This is a genomic window from Aeromonas sp. ZOR0001 (genome assembly GCF_000801015.1).
GTDB lineage: Bacteria > Pseudomonadota > Gammaproteobacteria > Enterobacterales > Aeromonadaceae > Aeromonas > Aeromonas veronii.
Map to the genome: position 1 here is coordinate 1 of NZ_JRJY01000115.1, position 19,799 is coordinate 19,799.

Sequence of the window (19,799 nt, forward strand, 5' to 3'; positions counted from 1 at the left end):
CTACTTCAAGATTAGCCTTTCAACACGTAATTGGGACAGAGCCTTTTATTAGGTGGTACAGTCGCCACCATAACCTGAGGTGTTTAATGACAAGATTGCTTCGCTCATTTGCTGCCGAGTTCAAACTGGAAGCCACATCCCTGGTGCTCGACCAGGGATATTCAGCCCCCCGAAGCAAGCCGTTCACTGGATGTCGGTGAAACCGTGCTTCGCCGCTGGGTTCAGCAACTGCAATCCGAACGAACCGGCACTCCCTCTATCAGCAAAGCACTGACTCCGGAACAGCAGAAAATCCAGGAGCTGGAAGCCCGCCTCAACCGGCTCGAGCGCGAAAAGGACATACTAAAAGCTACTGCTCTCTTGATGGCGGACGAGTTCACACGTACGCGCTGATAGACCGATTAAGGGAGCAAGCCCCCATCACTCTGGTCTGCTGCGCCTTCGATGTGCCCACCTCCTGTTTTTACGATTATCTGGCTCGCAGGCGGACGATTAACCGTGAGCGCATGCAACTGCGCTGTGAGTTGCGCCGTTTGTTCAAAGAGAGCCGGAACTCAGCGGGCAGCCGCGCCTTGATGTCGATGATGCGGGCGTTGGGGTATCAGATTGGCCGACTCAAAGTGCGGACCCTAATGAAGGAAGCCGGTCTGGTATCCAAACAGCCGGGCGCACACCGCTATAAGGTGGCACAGTCTGAACGACCGGACATTCCCAAGCTGCTGGCCCGCGAATTTGATGTTCCGCAACCCAATCAGGTGTAGCGATATCACTTATGTCTGTGCAGGTGGTTGTTGGCATTACCTGACAGCGGTGCGTCATGATACTAACTTGCCGAGGATGGCGTATTGCATCTCTTGTAAGGGGAGCACATGGCGGGCAGCTCCCAGCTTGATCGCCTCCTTGGGCATGCCGAAGACCACGCAGGATGCCTCATCCTGGGCATAGGTATTGGCACCCGCATCCAGCATTTCGCGCAATCCCCGGGCACCATCATCCCCCATGCCGGTCATGATGATGCCAGTGGCATTCTTGCCGGCATATTTGGCGACGGAGCGAAACAGCACATCCACCGAGGGGCGATGGCGGTTGATAAGCGGCCCGTCGACCACCTCGACGTGATAGTAGGCACCGCTGCGCTTGAGCAGCATATGCTTGCCTCCGGGGGCAATCAGCGCCAGCCCCGGGATCACCCGATCATTGTTTCTCGCCTCCCGCACTTCTATCTGGCAGACCCCGTTCAACCGCTCGGCAAACATGGCGGTAAATTTCTCCGGCATGTGCTGCACGATGACAATGCCGGGGCTGACCCGGGGCAAGGCAGTCAGCACGGCTTCCAGAGCCTGGGTGCCGCCGGTCGAGGTGCCGATGGCGATGAGCCGCTCGGGGGTTTGTGCCATGGCGTGCTGGTTGGGCGCCAGCATGGCATCCGCGTTGAGTTTGGTGCTGACCGGCACAGAGGAGGGCTTGCCCACGCGCTTGAGGTTGGCCTGGGCCGCGGCACGTACTGCCATGGCCAGGTCGTGGGCAGATTCTTGCAGAAAGCTTTTTATCCCCATGGTCGGCTTGGTGATGATGTCCACCGCGCCGGCAGCCATTGCCTGCAGGGTGGTCTCGGCCCCCTTTTCGGTGAGGGAGGAGCAGATCACCACCGGGGTTGGATGCTCAGCCATGATCTTGGTGAGAAAAGTGATGCCATCCATACGGGGCATCTCCACATCGAGCACAATGACGTCAGGCCACTCTTTCTTCAGTTTTTCCTGGGCAAACAGGGGATCCGATGCCGTGGCGATCACCCGGATATCGGGCTCCTGCTCCAGCACCGCTTGCAATACCTGTCTGACCACGGCGGAATCATCCACCAGCATGACCCGGATCTGCTTCATTCTCGCGACTCCCGTTGATGTGGCAGACGATGATGGCGGAGCCAGACACTGCCGTTGCTGAGCTCAAAGAGCAAGCTTCGGTGGCCGCTATGGCCAAGATGATGAGCCTTGATATCAAGGCCAAGGTGTCGGGTCAGCTGCCAGGCTGCCTGAATATTTTTGGCGGCGACATTGTTGTCGCTCTGTGCGTATTGAGGCTCGGTAAACATGTTGCCCCCCCCGAACAACTTGGCCTCATATTCATGGATGGGGGCGGGATAGTGACTGGCCGCTTGCAACAGCAAGGCGAGGGCCTCATCGGCATAGCGCCCATCCAGCTTGGCAGAGGGATTGCGCCGACTTGGCAGCATGTAGTGACACATTCCTCCCTGTTTCTGCTCCGGATGCCACAAAGTGATGGCAATACAGGAGCCCAGTACGGTTCTGACCACCACATCCTCCTTGCCAAAAAAGAGCTCTCCCGGTTGCAGGATCACCTCCCGAGCCATGACTTATCTCTTCTGATAGATGGAAGGAGAGACCAGCTGCAGGCCGTGGTGCAGGCCATGCAGGCTCTCGGCGTGGCTCACCAGCAGGTAGCCACCGGGTTTGAGTCTGGGTACCAGCCGCTGCAATACTTGCCCTTTGGTCTCCTTGTTGAAGTAGATCATCACGTTTCTGATGAAGATGACGTCAAACATGCCGATGTCTGGCAGATCCTGATTGAGGTTGATCTGCATGAACTGCACCTTGTCCCGCAACTTGCGATCGATGATGAAGATGCCTTCCTGCAGGCCCACACCCTTGAGGCAATATTTCATCAAAAAGGGCAGTGGAATATTTTGCGCCCGCTCGATGGGGTAGCGCCCGCTCATCGCCTGTTCCAGCACCCGGGACGAGATATCGGAGGCCAGGATCTCCCAGTTGAAGGTGCTGCGTTTTTCCGCGAGGGTCATGGCCAGACTGTAGGGCTCCTCGCCGGATGAGCTGGCAGCGCTCCAGACCCGCAGTGGTTGCTCGGGCGGGAGCGCTGAGACTATCTCCCGCGTCAGAAACTCGAAGTGTTTGGGCTCCCTGAAAAAGTAGGTTTCGTTGGTGGTCAGCAGATCGAGCGCCAGCTGCAGTTCGCTGCTGCGATCGTTCATGATGAGCTGGAAGTAGTCGTCATAACTATCCAACTCATAGTGGCAGAGCCGTTTTGCCAGGCGGCTGGCTACCAGCGCCTTTTTGGCCGGAGACAGCTCTATCCCCGCCGTTTGATGAAGCCAGCGCTGGAAACGGGAGAACTCATCATCATGCAGCTGGGTTTGATACAAAAAACTGTCCCTCTACCTGTGTTGTCGGAGATGGGAGAGGCAACGCCTCTCCCGTGGCTAGAACCGGACAAAATCGCCATCGCCGATGGGGCGTTGGACGGTGGCGGCTCGTTCCCGACTGTTGGCAGTGCTCTCGTTCATAAAGCGACCTCGGGTATTGGGGTGAAGATGCGAGGTGGCTGCTTTACCTTCTTTGGCGTGGGCCTCCAGGGTAAAGAACTCCATGGCCAGTTGCAGCTGTTCAGCCTGGCTGCTCATCTCTTCTGCTGTGGCAGCCAGCTCTTCGCTGCAAGAGGCATTTTGCTGGGTAACCTGACTCAGCTGGTTCATGGCCTGGTTGATCTGGCTGACACCGGTGGATTGCTCAACCGAAGCGGCACTGATCTCCTGCACCAGATCCGAGGTCTTGTTGATTGAAGGAACCATCTGATCCAACAAACGACCTGCTTTTTCCGCCATCTCGACACTGCTGGAGGCCAGCTCGCCAATCTCCTGTGCTGCAACTTGGCTGCGTTCGGCCAGTTTGCGCACCTCCGCCGCCACTACGGCAAAGCCTTTGCCGTGATCGCCTGCCCGCGCCGCTTCGATAGCTGCGTTGAGAGCCAATAGATTGGTCTGGTAGGCGATGTCATCGATGATGCCAATCCGTCTGGCGATCTGCTTCATGGCATCCACAGTCAGTTTGACCGCTTCTCCTCCCTCTACGGCCTCTTTGGCTGCCTTGCTGGCCATGCCATCGGTGACCTGGGCATTGTCGGTATTCTGGTTGATGCTGGCGCTCATCTGTTCGATGGAGGCGCTGGTCTCCTCCATGCTGGAGGCCTGTTCACTGCTAGATTGGCTGATCGACTGGGCGGTCGCGCTTACCTGCTCGGCGGCACTGGAGAGGTTGTCAGAGGCGCCGCGCACTTCGGTGACGATGTTGGTGAGCGATGCGATGGTCTTGTTGAGCGCATCCTTGGTGGTGCCAAACACGCCGGGATAGTCCGCCTCAATCTGTTGGGTCAGGTCACCTTTTGCCAGACATTGCACGACCCGGATGACATCGTTGAGTGTGCTGTCGATCACTTCGGCAATCTGGTTGATCCCTTCTCCCATCGCCTGAAAGAAGCCGCTCTTGCCAGCAAGTTCCATCCTGCGGTGCAGCTCGCCATTGATCACGGCCTGCACAATGTCGGACATCTCTTTCTCTATCATTACCTCCTTGGTTCTGTCGGCCCATTCGACCACGGATCCCAACCGTTCTCCGGTATCGTTGAAGACCGGATTGGCGATCAGGGAGAAGGTGCGCCCCCCCAGCTGTATCTGGGTGCGGTAGGTGTTGTTGAGTTTGGCCAGCATGGCGCGCTGATGGCCGGGATTTTTATGAAAGCTGTCGATGTTGGCGCCCATCAGCTGATTGGCGTTGAAGCTGTAGAGCTCTTTCTTGATGTCGGTCTCAGCCTGACTGAGCATGCCGGTCACAGCCTCGTTCATATAGATAATGTCGAGGTTGGTATCGGCAATCATCACGTTGGTGCTGGCACAGTCGAGGGCTTTGCGAACCAGCTGGTTCTCATGGAGCAATACCTGGTTCTTTTTAATGTCGTTGCGACTCTGTTCCAGCTTGTCACTGAGCAAGGTGACCACCTCGTTGATGGCATGTCCTACTTCACGAAAGGGGCTATCCATACCGGAAAGATCGAGTGGTGCTGGAACCTGCTCTGCCAGGATTGCGTGGTGCAGTTGGCCGATTGCGTCGAGTAACAGGGTCCGTTGCCTCACTTCGGTGGCATTGTCTCCGAAAAGTTTTCCTAAGAGTGATTGGGTCATGAGCGTTTCCTTATGCTGCATGTCGTGGAGTATGGAGGCCTGTTCAGGAGGGTTGCAGGTTGCCTTGTGGCAACCTTGCCTGTGGCTGGGCCAGTTCGTTGAGTTGAGCCATCTCATCGAGTGACAACACTTTCCCGGTATCGATGAGGATGACGAATTTGCCGTTGACCTTGCCCATGCCGCTGATGAAATCGGCCCGGATGGGGGCACCAAAACTGGGTGGGGGCTCGATATCTGCTTGTGGGATACCCAGTACTTCCGATACGGAATCCACCACAACGCCAATATCCTGACCTACAGGTTCATCGCCCTGCGAGGCCACCCCCTCAATAATGACGATGCAACTGCGGCGGGTGATGACCGAAGGTGCATTGCCAAAGCGGGCATTCAAGTCTACGACCGACACTACCGCTCCTCTGAGGTTGATTACGCCGCGAATAAAACCCGGCATCATCGGAACCGGAGTGATATTGCCGTATTCGATGATCTCTTTGACCCCCAGAATATTGATGGCGAACATCTCGTTGTTGATCAGAAATGTCAGGTACTGGGCATCGCCACTGCTCTCGTTAGCGGCCGCTGTTGGCACCGTGATGTCGGTGGATGTATGCATGGTCGCCTCCGGTTAAAAGCGGACAAAATCCGCGTCATCAATGGAATGGGATGATGGTTGATTGGGCTGGCTGGCCCGTTGTGGGGGGGCGATGAAACTGCCTCTGGGAGGCATGCCCTTGTGGCCAGTTTCATGGGGCCTGGTGTTGAGCTGCGCACTTTTCTCCAGAGCAAAAAAGGCCATGGTTTGCTGCAGTTCGCTGGCTTGTGAGCTCATCTCTTCGGCCGTGGCCGCCAGCTCCTCGCTGCTGGCCGCATTCTGCTGTGTCACCTGATTAAGCTGGTTCATGGCCAGACTGATCTGGTTGGCTGCACTGGCTTGTTCACCTGAGGCGGCATTGATCTCTTGTACCAGGTCAGAGGTTTTGCGAATGGAGGGGACGATCCTCTCCAGTAGGTTGCCAGCCCGCTCTGCCTTGCTGACACTGTCGGAGGAGAGCTCACCAATCTCTTGTGCTGCGATCTGGCTGCGCTCTGCCAGTTTTCTCACCTCGGCAGCAACCACCGCGAAGCCTTTGCCATGCTCTCCGGCGCGAGCCGCCTCGATGGCGGCGTTGAGGGCAAGCAGGTTGGTTTGGTAGGCAATGTCGTCGATGATGCTGACTTTCTTGGCGATTTGCTGCATGGCGGTCACCGTCTGTTGAACGGATTGGCCCCCTTCGGTGGCCTCCAGTACCGAGTTGCTGGCCATGCTGTCGGTGATCTTGGCGTTCTCGGTGTTCTGATTGATGCTGGCGCTCATCTGCTCGATAGAGGCGCTGGTCTCTTCAACGCTGGCTGCTTGCTCACTGGTGGCCTGGCTCAATGCCTGCGCAGTGTTGCTCACCTGATTGGAGGCATTGGTCAGGTTGTCGGCGGCGTTGCGTACCTCTTCGATGATATTGGTCAGCGCAGTGATGGTCCGGTTGAGGCCGTCTTTGGTCTGGCCGAAAATACCTGGGTAGGGCTCATCGATCCGTTGGGTCAGATCCCCTTTGGAGAGCGCGGTGGCGATGCGCATCACATCTTCCAGACTGGTATCTGTCACATGGGAGAGGCGATTCAGCAGCTCGGATACCCGCTTGATATATCCTTGACGATCCTCCAGCGCAATCTTGTGGCTGAAGTCGCCCTGTTCGACAGCGGCGGTGACCAGCGTTTCGATATCCGTGATCAAGTCCCCCAGTTTCTTGACCATGTTATCCATCGCCATCAAGAGCTGACCCGCTTCATCGTTGGACTCTATCTGGATCGATACATCCAGATTGCCATCGGCCAGACTATTGGCCACGCGCAGAGCCTGTTCGATGGGGGTGATGATGCTTTTGATTAGCAGGGTGCCAAACCAGGCTGCGAGTGCGATGCCGACCGCGATAACCACCGCCATGGTTATCAGCATCACGTCATACCAGGATTGCGCTGCGGTATATTCCGACTTGGCCACATTGAGCTGCAGGTTGACCAGCTCGGTGATTTTGTTGCCTATCGGGTCGATGGAACCATAGAGGGCACCGTCAAAAGTGTTCAGCATGCCAGTAATCATGCCGTGCTGGGTGGCGAGGTATTTCTCCAGCTTGCCAATATCGGTATCGGCCGCGTTGAACAGGGTTGTTGCCTCGGCTGACAAGCGCTGTTCATCCGGTGTGAGAGTGGTGGACTGGTAGTGATGCCACTCGTTTTTGATTGTCTGCTGTGCCTGTTGTATCTGCTTCAAAGCCTCTTCTGCCGGGATCAGCCCCGCATTGGCCTTGTTGAGGTTGTCGATGATCGAGACGGCATAGCTGTCGGAGATGGTCTTCAGCTGCTTGAGGGGAACCACCCTGTCGTTGTAAACGCGCTGCAACCCGGTATTGCTGCTCTGCATGTTGTATAACCCGAGGCTGCCAACGGCCAGCAGCAGCAGGCAGAGCATGCAGAGCAGTACAATAAGACGCAATTTGATGGTGGAATTTTTTAACATGATGGTCCCCTCAGTTGATGCTGGATTGAGGCAGGTTGCGCGACGCTGTCAACCTGTTGAGCTGACAGGATTCCTGAGTGATTGCGTGCTGGATCAGCGAAGGAATGTCGAGGATCAGGGCGACCTCTCCCCCCCCCAGAATGGTTGAGCCACTGATGCCCTGCAGGCGCTGGAACAATTTTCCCAACGGTTTGATGACGGTCTGGAATTCTCCCAGCAGTTCATCCACCACCAGTCCGGATTTTTTGCCTGCGTGGCTGACCACGACAATGTTCTCGCGCCGCCCCTTGCTGCCATTGGTATCGAAGTAGTGTTGCAGGCGGATAAAGGGCAGCACCTCGCCACGCAAATTGATGTAATTGCGACCCTGGGTATCGGCCAGTGCACTCTGGGTCAATTCAACGCACTCGATCACCATATCGAGGGGAATGACGTAGTGGGTATCGCAGACTCGCACCAGGAAGCCGTCGATGATGGCAAGGGTAAGCGGCAGGCGGATCTGCACACGGGTTCCTTTTCCCGGGATGCTGTCCAGATCGACCGTGCCGCGCAGGGCAGTGATGTTGCGTTTGACGACATCCATGCCCACCCCGCGACCGGAGAGGTTGGTTATCGCCTCGGCGGTAGAGAACCCCGGCTCGAAGATCAGGTTGTATATCTCCTGATCCGTCAGCGTGGTGGTTGGGCTGATCAGACCGCGCTCGATGGCTTTTTGCTGGATCCTGGCTTTGTTGAGACCTGCGCCGTCATCCCGAATTTCGATGACGATACTGTTGGAGTCGTGATAGGCATTGAGATTCAGGGTGCCACGGGGGGGTTTGCCTGCCAGCAGCCGTTGCTCTGCCGATTCGATGCCATGATCCATCGAGTTTCTGACCAGATGCATCAGCGGATCGCCGATCTTCTCTACCACCGACTTGTCCAGTTCAGTCTCGGCTCCGGAGATTACCAGAGTGATATCCTTGTTCAGTTCCTGACTGACATCGCGCACCACCCGCTGGAAGCGGTTGAAGGTATCGCCGATAGGCACCATTCGCAGGCGCAGTGCACTGTCGCGGATCTCTTCCACCAGCATGGCAATGACTGAGGTGGCTTCCTGCAGTTGGCTTTCGCGGGTACGTTGGGCCAGCAGATTGGCTCCTGAACTGGCGACTACCAGCTCCCCGACCAGATTGATTAGATCGTCCAGCTTGTCGGCATGCACCCTGACGTAACGGCCCTCTTTGCTCTTGTTCTCCTTGGTCTGATTCTGTTTTTTCAGGGCGGCATCGACAACGGCTTCGTTGACGGCACCCTGCGCAATCAGGATTTCTCCTAGTCTGGGCGCTTGTTCTGCCGGGGTCGCTTGTTGTGCCTGCAGACCGCTTGCTAACTCCTCTGCGGTGAGGGCGCCGGTGTTGACCAGCAACTGCCCCAGCATGGCGCTATCTTCCGGCAGTGACTCGATCAGGTTGATGAACTCGGCGATCTTGCTGTGGGGCGGCAAGATGGTGATCTGGCAGTCATCTCTGACAAATTCAAAGACATCGCTGATGGCTGCCTTATCTGCCTGCGAGTCGAAGTCTATCTCGTAGCCGAGGTAGCAATTCTCCGGATCGAACTGCTCCCAATCCGGTAACGCCTGATGGATGGTCTCCACCGAGCATATGGTTCCGAGGGTGCCGAGATAGCGCAGAAATGCGGCCGGATCCATGCCATTGCGCAGCACATCGGGGCCAAAACGCAGGGAGATATGCCACAGGGAGGCGGAGCTGGTAATTCCTCCCTCTTTTTCGATCTTGGGTTCCGGCGTATGCACAGTATCTGGCAGCGTGGCATGGGGGACGCACTGATGACGGGTGAGGGTGAGCCTCAGCCGTTCATCCTGGTTGGCATCGCCCTCGCTTAACGTGCTGCCCTGTTCTGCAACGACACTGATGAGCGTCTGGATATGGTCACAGCTCTCCAGCAGATCCTTAATCAGAGGAGAGGTGACGGTGAGCTGCTGATTGCGGATCTGGTCTAGCAGATCCTCGACAATATGGGTAAACCCGACGATGGGTTGCAGACCAAACAGGCCAGCTGACCCCTTGATGGTATGAGCAGCACGAAAGATGGCACCAATCAGCTCGCTATTGTCAGGGTCAGATTCCAGTGATAGAAGGGCTGACTCCATCTCTTCAAGCAACTCGCGTGCCTCGGCGATATAGGTTTGTAAAGCCTGATCAAGATCGATGCTCACGGTGACTCCTTGTCATGGTGGCTCAGGGCCGTTCGCCATGGGTGATGAGGGTGGGGTCGCCAAAAAAGGCCGAGAGCTGGCAGAGCTCCAGCAGTTCAAGCACAACATGGCTGTGCCAGACCAGCGCCAGGGAGGTGCCCTGCTGCAGAGCGGTCTTCTTCGCTGCCAGCAGCAGTTGCAGCCCGGCGCTGTCTATCTCGGATACCGCCGCCAGATTCAGCTCCAGTTCGTTCCCCTGATGCAATAAGGGCGAGAGAGCATCTTTCAGCTCGCTGACTGTATAAATGGTGATCTCGTCCGGCATGGTCACCACTACCTTGTTGTCGAGTAGCTCACTCTGTAGTTGCATGATGCACTCCGGATCACGGCATGATGAGCTTGGCGACTGCGGCCAGCATCTGTTCGGGCTGGAAGGGTTTGACCACCCAGGCTTTGGCTCCCGCGGTTTGTCCCTCCTGCTTCTTGCTGTCCTGAGACTCGGTAGTTAGCATGATGACAGGGGTAAATTTGTAGTTGGCCAGCTTTTTGGCCTCTTTGACGAAGGTGATGCCATCCATGTTCGGCATGTTGACGTCACTGATGATCAGGTTGATCTTCTTGCCATCTAGTTTGTTGAGCGCATCTTTGCCGTCAGAGGCTTCCATGACCTCATAACCGGCTCCCTTGAGGGTCATGCCCACGACTTGGCGAATAGTTGCCGAGTCATCCACGATCAGGATCGTTTTGCCCATATCTCTCTCCTAGAAAAATGTGATGTCGGCGCTGCTTGGTTGCGCGTTGACAGAACGGGTGGTGCGACCATGGTGAATATTGCGCTGTTCGTCGGTGGCGTATGAGAGCTCCATCTCTGCCAGCCAGCGATTGGCATCGATCTGGATTGGCCCTGTCGCATTGCTGCTCTGCTCCGAAGCAACCAGATGGCTGGAGAGGCTCTCCATGTTTTGTCTGACGTGGCTGAGGATCTGGCTGACTCTGTCCTGAAATTGCAGCGAGACAATGACGCTGGAGATTTCGCGATGGATATCGGTGCTCTCGTTTTGCAGCAGGGAGGCGGATTCCGCCAGGCTGTCAGTGGCATGGCGAAAACGGGCCAGTACCTGTTCGATTGTCTGCTCCGAGTTGAGCGCCGAGGCGTGATCCCGTGCGGCTGCATTTTCGGCAATCTGGAAGGCGCGGCCGATAGCAGTATTGATGGTGTCTACCTTGTCGGTCATCTTTTGGGCGGTTTCGCTGGAGAGGCGGGAGAGGTTGCGCACTTCATCAGCGACCACAGCAAAGCCACGACCAGCTTCCCCAGCGCGAGCCGCTTCAATGGCTGCGTTGAGGGCCAGCAGGTTGGTCTGGGAGGCGATTTTGGCCACATCCATGGCCATGGTGTTGAGCTCTATGGTGTAGGTGGTCAGGCTTTTTATCTCACCCAGCATGGCGTCCCGATTGGCCTGGGCGGAGTGCAGGATGGCAACTACTTCATTGAGCTGCTGCTGGCTCTCGCTCAAGACTCCAGCCATGCCACGGGAATTGGCATCACCCAGTTCTCCCGCTGCCAGATGAGAAGCATTGACAGCTTCTTCCAGCTTGTTGGCCAAGCCGCTGAAGCGTTGAGTCAGGTCAATCATCGCGGCTTCGGTTTGTTGACGAGAGCTTTCAATTTGCTGGGACCAGATAGGTAGAGCCTTCTCGCACACCTGTTCGAGCCCGATGATGGAGTGGGCGAGAGGATCGGTTGCGACGGTTTGTTCCTCTCCGGCACGATGTCGGAGTGTGTGCTGGTGGAAGTGACTCGATGTCCAGAGCGCGGCGGCAATACCAACCAGCACATTGAGCAGCAGGTAGAGAGGTGACAGCGCATCGGCGAGCTGCAGCAACAGGCAGCTCAGCAGAGCAAGCCCGATGCAGCAAATCCAGCAAACCGATTCCCAAAGCGGTGTGTTCACGCCACTTTTGTGTTGTGCCATACGTAGCTTATCCCTGTGCAATTATTTGGTAAGAGGTAAAGGCGCGGGACCGAAACAGTCATGGTGCCCCTTGACGCTCTTTTCTTTATTTATAGTTGGCACAATAAGGTTAGCGGAAAAAAATTAATTGGCTGCAAATCGGAGTTGTTTGTATCAGCGATTGCCGTATCAAGTGGCTTGCGAAGTGGGGGGAAGAGCCTGGTGGGGATGAAAAGGAGATAAGGAGCCTGAGGATTCAGGCTCCTGATGAGGGTCAAGCCTCGTTGGCGTGAGCCTTCTGGCAACCTTCCACGGCGTGGGCAATCAGTTCCAGCGCGCTCTTGTCACACGGGGGCAGCTCGGCATCGCACGCCTTGATGGGGGTGACGCGATCGCCCCACTTGATGATGGCGGCCCCCCAGGTCAGGCCGGCACCGAAAGCGGCGGTCAGCAGATAGGAGTTCGGTTTGACGCGGCCCTGCTCCAGCGCTTCGCACAGGGCGATGGGCACAGTGGCTGCGGAGGTGTTGCCGTAGTTTTCGATGTTGACCATCACCTTCTCCATCGGCGCATTCATCCGCTTGGCGAGGGTTTCGATGATGCGGATATTGGCCTGATGGGGAACGATCAGGTCGACCTGCTCCGGCGCAATACCGGCCTGCGCCAGCACAGTGCTGGTGGCTTCCCCCATGCCGCGCACGGCGCGTTTGAAGATCTCCGGCCCTTCGAAGTTGAAGGTGAACAGCCCATCGATATCGGCAAAACGCACCCGATCGGTACCGAAGTTCGGTACGTGCAGGATCTCCCGCGCTTCGCTGTCACAGCCCAGCTTGTTGGCGATCAGGCCACACTCCTGTTCGCTTGCCTCGATCACCACGGCACCTGCCCCGTCGCCAAACAGCACGGCGGTATCGCGGCGTGCCCAGTCCAGCAGGTAGGTAAGGCGCTCGGCACCGATCACCAGCACCTTCTTCATCATGCCGCTCTGCACCAGCGAGGTGGCGACGGAGAGGGAGTAGACGAAACCGGTGCAGGCCGCGTTGAGGTCGAACACGGCGGCATTGACGGCACCGAGCTTCTTCTGCACCGCAGAGGCGGCACTTGGCAGCAGGTTGTCCGGGGTTGCGGTGGCCAGGATTATGCCATCGAGATCGCTCGCTTCCAGACCGGCGCAGGCCAGCGCGCGGCGACCGGCCAGGGTGGCGAGATCCGAGGTGCTGACATGGGAGATCCGGCGGGCCTTGATGCCGGTGCGCGGATAGATCCACTCGTCTGACGTATCCATGATGGTGCTGAGGTCGTCGTTGGTCAGCACAGAGGGAGGCAGGCATTTGCCCCAGCCGGTGATATTGGCGTATTTCATCTTGTTACCGCTTCTCAAAGTGGATCGCCCGCGGGCGGAAAATCGTGCAATTATGCCGTACGAGACAACCACTGTCATCTTGTGGTCATGGTTATGTGCGGGGGGATCCGCTGTGCCATCTGGTCGCAAAGGGCTGCAACGTGCTGAACATGGCAGGAAATTTTGCTTAAAACGCGGGACTCCTCTGCCCTAAGATAGGCGTTTCCCCACCGATGAGGGTATCTCCTTGCTCAGAGCCAATCTCAACTTGTTGCCGACCCTCAAGGTGCTGCTGGATACCCGCAATATCAGCCGCGCCGCCGAGCTGCTGCACCTGAGTCAGCCCTCCATCAGCAAGCAACTTGCCCAGTTGCGCAGCGAGTTTGACGACGAGTTGCTCGTGCGGGAGGGGCAACGCTGGCTGATGACGCCAAGGGCCGAACTGTTGGCCGCCCAGCTGGCGGATTCTCTCGGTGCGCTGGAGCGGCTCTACGAGGCGCCCGGATTTGACCCGAGCCGCTGCGAGCGGGTATTTCGGCTCGCCTCCTCCGATTATGTGGCTCAGCATATCCTGCCCGATATCTGTGCCGCGCTCGCCAAAGAGGCGCCGTTGGCGGCGCTGGAGTACAGCCTGTGGGACAAACGTCAGCTGCCGCAGTTGTGGCAGTCCGAGCTGGATCTGGTCTCTACCATCACCGAGCAGGTGCCGGAGCAGATCCGCGGTCTGCATCAGGGGGAAGATCGGCTGGCGGTGCTGATGGGACGTCACCATCCGCTGGCGGGCAAGGCATTGAGTCTCGATGACTATCTCGCCTGGCCTCACCTGCAGGTGAGCGGCGGCGGCGACAAGGACAGCCCGGTGGAGCAGGTATTGGCGCCGCAGGGACTGAGTCGGCGCTGGTTTGCCCGAGTCCCCTTCTTTCAGGCGGCGGTGGAGGTGTTGCTGCGCACCGATTGCCTGATGACCACCCCGGCTCATATCGCCTGGCAGCTCTCCTGCGGCCATGAGCTCACCTTTGTCGATCTGCCCTTTGCTACCCGTGATCAGCAGTATCATCTGCTGTGGCATCAGCGCCACCATCAGGATCCGGCCCACCGCTGGTTTCGCGAGCTGGCCTACCCATTCCTGCGGGATCACCTGCAACGTACCGTCGGCGAGAGTCGCAAGCTGCTCGGTCTCGGCGGTTAGCCCCAGTCAGTTGTGTGGTGCCATAGCCATTGGTTATGGAATCTATTCATAACTTTCACTACTGGCATAATGGCTCAGCCCGTACCCTGAATGCAGGTCATCATATCGAGCATATAAAGAGGAAATGCATGGAACTGACGAGTTGGCTGGCACTGGCCGCAATCTGCGTGATGGGCGCCATCAGCCCGGGGCCGAGTCTGGCGCTGATCATCCGTAACACGGTGCAGGGCGGGCAGGGGCACGGCGTTGCCACCGCGCTCGGCCACGGCCTCGGGGTTGGTATCTATGCGCTGGTCACCGCGCTTGGCCTCTCGATCCTGATCACCCAGACCCCTATCCTGTTTGATCTGATCCACTACGGTGGTGCTGCGTTTCTTGCCTGGCTTGGGGTGAAAGCCCTGCTGGCAAAACCAGCCAGTGACGAAGGGAATGAAGAGGTGCATCAGTTGCGTGGTCGGCAAGGAGCCTTTGAAGGTTTTATGGTGGCCTTCCTCAATCCCCAGCTCGCGGTTTTCTTCATCGCTCTGTTCAGCCAGTTTGTGCGGGCCGATACCGGCTGGAGCGAGGGGGGTATCATGATGCTCACCGCGGGCGGTATTGATGCCGTCTGGTACGTGCTGGTGGCGCTGGTGCTCTCTCGTGGGCCGGTGCTGGCGTGGCTTAAAGCCAAATCCTTTGTGATCGATAAGGTGAGTGGCTTGGTGCTGCTCGGGTTGGCGCTCAAGGTGGTTATCTAATCCTGTATTTCGCAGATACCTTAAGCGGGATCAAGGCACGCAGGCGGTGAATGGGCTAGAGTAGCGCCCATTTGCTGTCCGCCCTGATCCCGAGACCATGCACCAGAACAAGCACCCGTTAAGCCACAACAACCGGTTGGAGCTGCTGGCTCCGGCCAAGAACCTCGCCTACGGCATCGAAGCCATCAACCATGGTGCCGATGCCGTCTACATGGGCGGCCCTGCCTTTGGCGCCCGCAGTGCGGCGGGCAACTCCATCGAGGATATCGAAGCGCTGGCACGTCACGCCCACCGTTTCGGCGCCCAGGTCTTTGTCGCCTTCAACACCCTGCTGCACGATCACGAGCTGGAGCAGGCCCGGCGCCTGACCCACCAGATCTACGAAGCCGGTGCCGATGCGCTCATCGTGCAGGATATGGGACTGCTGGCGCTGGATTTGCCTCCCATCGCGCTCCATGCCAGTACCCAGACCGACAACCGCACGCCGGAGAAGGTGAAGTTTCTGCAGGATGTGGGTTTCTCTCAGGTGGTGCTGGCGCGCGAACTGTCTCTTGCGCAGATCCGCGAGATCAGTGCGGTGACCAATGTGCAGCTGGAGTTCTTTATCCACGGTGCGCTCTGTGTCTCCTACAGCGGCCAGTGCAATATCAGCCATGCCCGCACAGGCCGCAGCGCCAACCGTGGCGAGTGTGCCCAGCTCTGCCGTCTGCCCTGCTCGCTGCAAAAGCCGGACGGTGAAGTGCTGGTGGCCGACAGCCACCTGCTGTCCCTCAAGGATATGGATCAGACTGACAACCTGGAGGCCTTGATCGAGGCGGGGATCCGCTCCTTCAAGATTGAAGGGCGCCTCAAGGGGCTCGACTACGTCAAAAACGTTACTGCCTGGTATCGCCAGAAGCTGGACGCCATTCTGGATAGTCGCTCCGATCTGGTCGCAGCCTCGGCGGGTCGTTGCAGCTACAGCTTCACGCCTGACCCCAAGAAGAGCTTCAACCGCGGCAGCACCGACTACTTCCTCCATGGCCGTCATCAGGGGATCGACTCCACCAAAAGCCCGAAATATGTGGGCGAACCGCTGGGGCGTGTCACCAAGGTGACCCGTGACGGTATCGAGATTGATGGCAAACAGGTCACCCTCAACAACGGCGACGGTTTGGGCTTCTTCAAGCCGAACAACGAGCTGGTGGGGATGCGCCTCAACAAGGTCGAAGGTAAGCAGTTACTCCTGTCAGAACGCATGCCGGGGCTAAAGGTGGGGACTGAAATCTACCGCAACCACGATCAGGCGTTCAGCAAGATGCTGGAGAAGGCGAGCGCGGATCGCCGCATCCGGATCGATATGGTGCTGGCAGAGTGCGATGAGGGCGTGATTCTCACGCTCACCGACGAGCAGGGCATTAGTGCCGCGGTGACCCTGCCTTGCGACAAACAGCCTGCCGACAATCCAGAGCGGGCGTTGCAGCAGGCGCGGGATCAACTTGGCAAACTCGGCAATACCCTGTTTGTGGCGCGCAAGATTGAGTTGGCATTCACTCACCCGTTATTTATCGCCGCATCACAGCTCAACGGTTTGCGCCGGGACAGCATCGCCGCGCTGGAGGCGGCGCGGGTGGCCAGCTACCAGCGCCCCGAGCGACGCATCGCCCTGCGGGATATCAACTATCCCCAGCACCGCCTCTCCTACCTTGGCAACGTGCTGAACAGCGCCGCCGAGCAGTTCTTCCGCGAACACGGGGTGGAGCGCATCGCTCCCGCCTATGAGGCGAACAAGGAGGAGCGGGAAGTGGTGCTGATGATCACCAAGCATTGCATCCGCTATAGCCAGAACCTCTGCCCGAACGAGGTGCCCGGTCTCAAGGCCGAGCCGCTGGAGCTCAAGATGGGTAAAGACACCTTCCGCCTGCGTTTTGACTGTAACCGCTGCGAAATGCATGTGATGGGCAGCCTGAAACGCTGATCAATGAGCCCCTTTCTCCATCCGGAAAGGGGCAATTTTTTATCGCAGGTTCTCTGCCTACCCTCCTTTAATTGCCCCTCTCCAGCGCCAGCAGCGCTTTTTTAATCTCCAATCCCCCCGCATAGCCGGTCAGGCTGCCGTTTTGGCCGATCACCCGATGGCAGGGGACGATGATCGAGAGCGGATTGCGGCCGTTCGCCGAGCCCACAGCCCGCACCGCCTCTGGCTTGCCGATGGCGCGGGCAATATCGCTGTAGCTGCGGGTCTCGCCGTAGGGGATGTCGCACAGCGCTTGCCACACCGTCTGCTGAAAGGCGGTGCCACGGGCGGCAAGGGGCAGGGAGAAGCGCTGCAAGCGACCGGCAAAATAGGCGTCAAATTCGGCGAGGAAGGGAGCCAGCGCTTCGTGATCTTGCTGCCAGCCACTCATATCGGGCAGTGCCCGCAGGCCCGCCACAAAGTCTACGTGCACCAGACCAGATTCATTGATGGCAACCAGCAGATCGCCGCAGCGGGTCGGCAGGATATCGTAGCGGATCATGGGGTTATCTCCTGTTGTTGGGTATCTGGCTGTTGTTCATTGCTGGTGGCATGGAGCAGCAAATCGGGCGCTTCACTCATGGCATGCCACAGCCAGCTGGCCGCATAGCTGCGCCACGGCTGCCACGTTGCACTTTGGGTTAACACCTCTTTCACCGGTAGTTTGGTGCCACCGCCGAGTGCCTTTTGCAGCACCAGATCGGAGGCGGGGAAGGCATCGGTATCCAGCCCGCAACGCAGCCGCCAGTAAGCGACAGTCCAGGGGCCTATGCCCGGCAGCGCCAGCAACTGCTCGTCACTGGCTGTCGTGAGGGTCAGCTCGCCGCTGGCCAGCGCCTGTGCCACGCCCCGCAGGGTACGAATACGGCTGCCGGGCATGCCGATACCGTCGAGATCGAGTTCGCACAACTGGGCGGGGGTCGGTAGTTGCGCCACCCCGTATTGCGCCTCGGTGCGGGCCACCAGTCTCCCGAGTATGGTGATGGCTCCCTTGACCGAGACCTGCTGGCCGACGATGGCGCGCAGCATCACCTCGTATTCGTCCCAGCCACCCGGCAGTCGCACGCCGGGCCAGCGTGCCTGCAAGCGGGCGAGCAGCGGATCCTGACCGAGCAGATCACCGATCCGCTGCATATCGGCATCGAGATCCCACATCCGGCGCACCCGATAGAGCAGGTCCGGCAGCGCCGCGAGCGGCAGATCATGGACGGTGAGCTGCAGGCTATGCCCCTTGCCCTGCGCGATACGCACCCGCGCGACCTGATCGCCGACCCGGTAGCGCCGCTCATACACCTCACCATCTACCCGCTCCAGCCTGGGGATTGCCCGCATCCGGTAGAACGCCAGCATGGCCGCTACGTCATACGGGGGGCGATAGGGCAATTGCAGCGTCAGGGTTGCGCCGCGGGGCTGCGCGTTCATGTGCTCTGGCGCATGATCCTCTTGTTGGCGCAGGGTGCGCGGGGCCAGTCCGTAGGCGTTGAGCCAGGAATCATTGAAGCGACGGATGCTGGCAAATCCGGCGGCAAACGCGATGTCGGTAATGGGCAGCCCGGTTTCGGTCAGCAGCCTTTTTGCAAGCAGCAGGCGGCGTGTTTGCTCCACCTGTTTTGGCGAGGCGCCGAGGTGCTGCTCGAACTGGCGGCGTAGTGTGCGTTCGCTGATCCCGGCGTCAGCGGCGAGTTCAGCGAGCGTGCCGTCAGCCAGCTCGCCGCGATCGATGCGTGCCAGCAGACGTGCCAGTTCAACCGGCAGATCGCCACGGGCGGCGGGGGCCAGCTCAGGGCGGCAGCGCAGGCAGGGTCGCAGCCCATACTGCTCGGCGGCCGCGGCGCTTTGGAAGTAGCGAACATTGTGCTCGTGCGGTGGCCGTGCCGGGCAGACTGGCCGGCAGTAGATGCCGGTCGAGAGCACGCCGGTAAAGAAGCGGCCATCGAAGCGAGCATCGCGGGCGAGCCGTGCGGCATGGCACTGCTCGCGGCTGAGGGTGTTGCTCACCTCATCTTGTGACGACTCAGGACTTGGCTTTGCATTCATGGTGTTGGCGGCTTTGCTGGAATAGATGGCAAGAGAGTAAGGGGGCGCGGAGGCCGTGACTAGCCAGAAACGGACAGGAATAACAAAAGTTGGTGAAAGGTTTTTTTACTCTTTCGTTGCACGGCCGGGTTTCACTCTTCGTCACGCTGTTATTCATATGTCTCGGCTCGACAGAAGGGAGCATAACGGACGGTTCGTAGGCACGATTGGCTTAGCTTTATTTGCATAGCGAGATTAGTGGCGGCGAAAACTGCTTAAAAATTAATAACAGATCACATAACTATCTTTTTTACATTGAGTGTGGCGATTTTGTGTTGTTCAATCGAGTCAGTTAATTTTTGATGATTATTAAGTCATCACGTTTGCGGCCCAGGGCCGACCAATAACAACAACACTTGCCAAGGATGATAAGTGAACGACTATAAGGCATGGCGCCATTGCCGGGGGTTTAGTCTGATCGAGTTGTTGATCGCCATGACGGTTGTCAGCATTCTCGCGGCCATCGCGTTGCCAGCGTATCAGGGTTATCTGCAACAGGGACGTCGTTACGAAGCGCAGCAGCAATTGCTGGAGCAGGCGCTCGCCCTCGAACGTATCTATACCCAACAGGGTCGTTATCCCGACACGTTTGCTACCCCTTCCAACACGGATTTCTACCAGTTCAGCTACAGCCAGCAAGATGCTGGCGACTACCTGCTTAAAGCCATTCCAACGACGCGACAACAGGATGAGTGCGGCACTCTGACCCTCGATCAGACCGGTTATCGCGCGGCCAATCGCCATGACTGCTGGGGATCATAGG

At 58.2% G+C, this 19,799-nt stretch carries 17 protein-coding genes and 1 pseudogene; 5 read left to right on the forward strand and 13 right to left on the reverse strand.

Annotated elements, in window-relative coordinates:
- Positions 1–86 precede the first annotated feature (86 nt).
- A pseudogene (locus tag L972_RS21010) lies at positions 87–813 on the forward strand (transposase); the annotation flags it as partial.
- Between the two features lie 2 nt (positions 814–815).
- Here the strand turns inward: L972_RS21010 and L972_RS15300 are convergent.
- From L972_RS15300 to L972_RS15350, 11 genes are all read right to left on the reverse strand, one after another.
- Complete coding sequence (locus L972_RS15300; protein WP_047439300.1) at positions 816–1,883, reverse strand: protein-glutamate methylesterase/protein-glutamine glutaminase; 1,068 nt, start codon at positions 1,881–1,883, stop codon at positions 816–818.
- A complete protein-coding gene (gene cheD, locus L972_RS15305) occupies positions 1,880–2,371 on the reverse strand; it encodes a chemoreceptor glutamine deamidase CheD (protein WP_042080650.1) in 492 nt (163 codons plus the stop codon). The genes L972_RS15300 and cheD overlap by 4 nt, the downstream gene beginning before the upstream one ends.
- Positions 2,372–2,374: 3 nt before the next feature.
- Entirely contained in the window at positions 2,375–3,178 is an 804-nt protein-coding gene (locus L972_RS15310) for a CheR family methyltransferase (RefSeq protein ID WP_040068586.1), read from the reverse strand.
- 57 nt (positions 3,179–3,235) lie between these two features.
- On the reverse strand, positions 3,236–4,990 hold the full coding sequence (locus L972_RS15315) for a methyl-accepting chemotaxis protein (RefSeq protein WP_047439302.1): 1,755 nt from the start codon (positions 4,988–4,990) through the stop codon (positions 3,236–3,238).
- A 43-nt stretch (positions 4,991–5,033) separates the two neighbouring features.
- A complete protein-coding gene (locus tag L972_RS15320) occupies positions 5,034–5,603 on the reverse strand; it encodes a chemotaxis protein CheW (RefSeq protein ID WP_047439304.1) in 570 nt (189 codons plus the stop codon).
- 12 nt (positions 5,604–5,615) lie between these two features.
- Entirely contained in the window at positions 5,616–7,541 is a 1,926-nt protein-coding gene (locus L972_RS15325) for a HAMP domain-containing methyl-accepting chemotaxis protein (protein WP_047439305.1), read from the reverse strand.
- Positions 7,542–7,551: 10 nt separating this feature from the next.
- Positions 7,552–9,762 carry a chemotaxis protein CheA gene (locus tag L972_RS15330; protein ID WP_047439307.1) on the reverse strand — a complete coding sequence of 737 codons (2,211 nt, stop codon included), beginning with the start codon at positions 9,760–9,762 and terminating at the stop codon, positions 7,552–7,554.
- A gap of 22 nt (positions 9,763–9,784) precedes the next feature.
- On the reverse strand, positions 9,785–10,111 hold the full coding sequence (locus tag L972_RS15335; RefSeq protein WP_005349569.1) for an STAS domain-containing protein: 327 nt from the start codon (positions 10,109–10,111) through the stop codon (positions 9,785–9,787).
- A gap of 13 nt (positions 10,112–10,124) precedes the next feature.
- A complete protein-coding gene (locus L972_RS15340; RefSeq protein ID WP_047439309.1) occupies positions 10,125–10,493 on the reverse strand; it encodes a response regulator in 369 nt (122 codons plus the stop codon).
- A 9-nt stretch (positions 10,494–10,502) separates the two neighbouring features.
- Positions 10,503–11,717, reverse strand: coding sequence for a methyl-accepting chemotaxis protein (locus L972_RS22200; RefSeq protein ID WP_047439311.1), 1,215 nt, complete (start codon positions 11,715–11,717; stop codon positions 10,503–10,505).
- Positions 11,718–11,970: 253 nt separating this feature from the next.
- Positions 11,971–13,059, reverse strand: coding sequence for a ketoacyl-ACP synthase III (locus tag L972_RS15350; protein ID WP_047439312.1), 1,089 nt, complete (start codon positions 13,057–13,059; stop codon positions 11,971–11,973).
- A 226-nt stretch (positions 13,060–13,285) separates the two neighbouring features.
- Between L972_RS15350 and L972_RS15355 the strand changes: the two genes are divergently transcribed.
- From L972_RS15355 to L972_RS15365, 3 genes are all read left to right on the forward strand, one after another.
- The gene (locus L972_RS15355) at positions 13,286–14,227 is read left to right on the forward strand and encodes a LysR family transcriptional regulator (protein WP_047439315.1); all 942 of its coding nucleotides are present in this window, start codon (positions 13,286–13,288) and stop codon (positions 14,225–14,227) included.
- Between the two features lie 128 nt (positions 14,228–14,355).
- The gene (locus L972_RS15360; RefSeq protein WP_047439317.1) at positions 14,356–14,964 is read left to right on the forward strand and encodes a LysE family translocator; all 609 of its coding nucleotides are present in this window, start codon (positions 14,356–14,358) and stop codon (positions 14,962–14,964) included.
- Positions 14,965–15,061: 97 nt separating this feature from the next.
- Positions 15,062–16,921, forward strand: a complete 1,860-nt coding sequence (locus L972_RS15365) for a peptidase U32 family protein (RefSeq protein ID WP_047439319.1) — start codon at positions 15,062–15,064, stop codon at positions 16,919–16,921.
- A 67-nt stretch (positions 16,922–16,988) separates the two neighbouring features.
- Here L972_RS15365 and L972_RS15370 read toward each other — a convergent pair whose 3' ends face one another.
- Together L972_RS15370 and L972_RS15375 are read right to left on the reverse strand one after the other, a co-directional pair.
- Positions 16,989–17,462 (reverse strand): methylated-DNA--[protein]-cysteine S-methyltransferase, encoded by a 474-nt coding sequence (locus L972_RS15370; RefSeq protein ID WP_047439322.1) that lies wholly within the window; start codon positions 17,460–17,462, stop codon positions 16,989–16,991.
- Positions 17,459–18,997, reverse strand: coding sequence for an AlkA N-terminal domain-containing protein (locus L972_RS15375; protein WP_047439324.1), 1,539 nt, complete (start codon positions 18,995–18,997; stop codon positions 17,459–17,461). The genes L972_RS15370 and L972_RS15375 overlap by 4 nt, the downstream gene beginning before the upstream one ends.
- Before the next feature lie 411 nt (positions 18,998–19,408).
- On the opposite strand from L972_RS15375, the gene L972_RS15380 reads away from it, so the two are divergent.
- Complete coding sequence (locus L972_RS15380; protein WP_047439327.1) at positions 19,409–19,798, forward strand: type IV pilin protein; 390 nt, start codon at positions 19,409–19,411, stop codon at positions 19,796–19,798.
- The last annotated feature ends 1 nt before the right edge of the window (position 19,799 follow it).